Genomic DNA, 1741 nt, shown 5'->3' on the forward strand with positions numbered 1-1741 from the left:
AGCACCACGCCACCCTCTTCATGGTGCTGCTGGCGGGCTTCCAGACGCTCCTGCACCGCTACTCCGGTCAGGACGACATCGTCGTCGGCTCCCCTATCGCAGGCCGCAATCGCTCGGAGACCGAGGGCCTCATCGGCTTCTTCGTCAACACCCTCGCCCTGCGCGCACGCCTCTCTGACCAGGACACCTTCGTGTCTCTCCTGGAACGCGTGCGTGAGACGACGCTCGGCGCCTACGCCCACCAGGAGGTGCCCTTCGAGAAGCTGGTGGAGGTCCTCCAGCCCAGGCGCGACCTGAGCCGTCCCCCGTTCTTCCAGGTCATGTTCACCTTGCAGAACGTGCCGGACTCGGAGCTGCACCTGCCCGGCTTGAAGCTCTCCGCGCTGGAAGCCGCCAGCACCACCGCCAAGTTCGAGCTGACGCTGGCGATGTCGGCCACCGCCCGCGGACTGTCCGGAACGCTGGAGTACAACACCGACCTGTTCGACGCCTCCACCGCGGCCCGCCTCGTCGAGCACCTGCGCACGCTGCTGGGCGCCATCGCCGTCAGCCCGCGCCAGAAACTCTCCGCACTGCCGCTGATGAGCGCGGACGAGCGGCGCCAGGTGCTGACGCGGTGGAATGAGACCGCCCTCCCCTTCCCGGACGACGCCTGCATCCACGAGCTGTTCGAAGCCCAGGCCGCGAAGACTCCCGATGCCGCCGCCCTGCTGCACGGTGACAGCTCCCTGACCTACGCCGAGCTGGACGCACGCGCCAACCAGCTCGCCCATGAGCTGCGCGCTCGCGGCGTCGGCCCCGAGGTGCGCGTCGCCCTGTGCATGGAGCGTGGCATGGACATGGTCGTGGGCCTGCTCGCCATCCTCAAGGCCGGCGGTGCCTACGTCCCGCTCGACCCGGCCTACCCGCGCGAGCGCCTGGGCCTCATCCTGGAGGACTCGCAGGCCCGCCTCCTGCTCACCCGCGCGTCCCTCGCATCGGTACTGCCGGAGCACTCCGTGCCCGTGCTGTACGTGGACTCGGAAGGGGTGACCTCCGGCACCGTGTCCGTGACGCCGCCGAGGGCCGCCAGCCACCAGCTCGCGTACCTCATCTACACGTCCGGCTCCACGGGCCGCCCCAAGGCCGTGGCCATCGAGCACCGCAATGCGGTGGCCTTCCTCGCCTGGGCACGCACCGTCTTCCCGCCCGAGGTGCTCACCGGCACCCTGGCCGCGACGTCCATCAACTTCGACCTGTCCATCTTCGAGCTGTTCCTCCCGCTGGCCACGGGCGGCACGGTGGTGCTGGCGGAGAACGCCCTGGCCCTGCCCACGCTGCCGGCCGCCCACCGCGTCACGCTCGTCAACACGGTGCCCTCCGTCATGGCGGAGCTGCTGCGCTCGGGCCCGCTGCCCGACAGCGTGCGCGTGGTGAACCTGGCCGGCGAGCCGCTGCCCACGCCGCTGGTGCGGGAGCTCTACGCGCAGCCCAACGTCCAGAAGGTCTACGACCTCTACGGCCCGTCCGAGACGACGACGTACTCCACCTACGCCCTGCGGCAGGCGGACGCGCCGGCCACCATCGGCCGCCCCATCGGCAATACGCAACTCTACGTGCTGGATGACCAGCGGCAGCCTGTGCCGGTGGGAGTCCCCGGCGAGCTGTTCATCGGCGGAGCCGGCGTGGCGCGAGGCTACCTGGGCCGCCCGGAGCTGACCGCCGAGCGCTTCGTGCCAGACGCCTTCAGCGGCGTGCCCGG

Annotated in this window: 1 protein-coding gene; it reads left to right on the forward strand. The window is 70.6% G+C overall.

Annotation, left to right across the window (positions count from 1 at the left end; genetic code table 11):
• On the forward strand, positions 1-1741 hold a 1741-nt coding region (locus tag K8638_RS44115; RefSeq protein WP_223760798.1), incomplete at both ends, for an amino acid adenylation domain-containing protein.

It is taken from the genome of Myxococcus sp. RHSTA-1-4, assembly GCF_020037125.1.
Classification (GTDB): domain Bacteria; phylum Myxococcota; class Myxococcia; order Myxococcales; family Myxococcaceae; genus Myxococcus.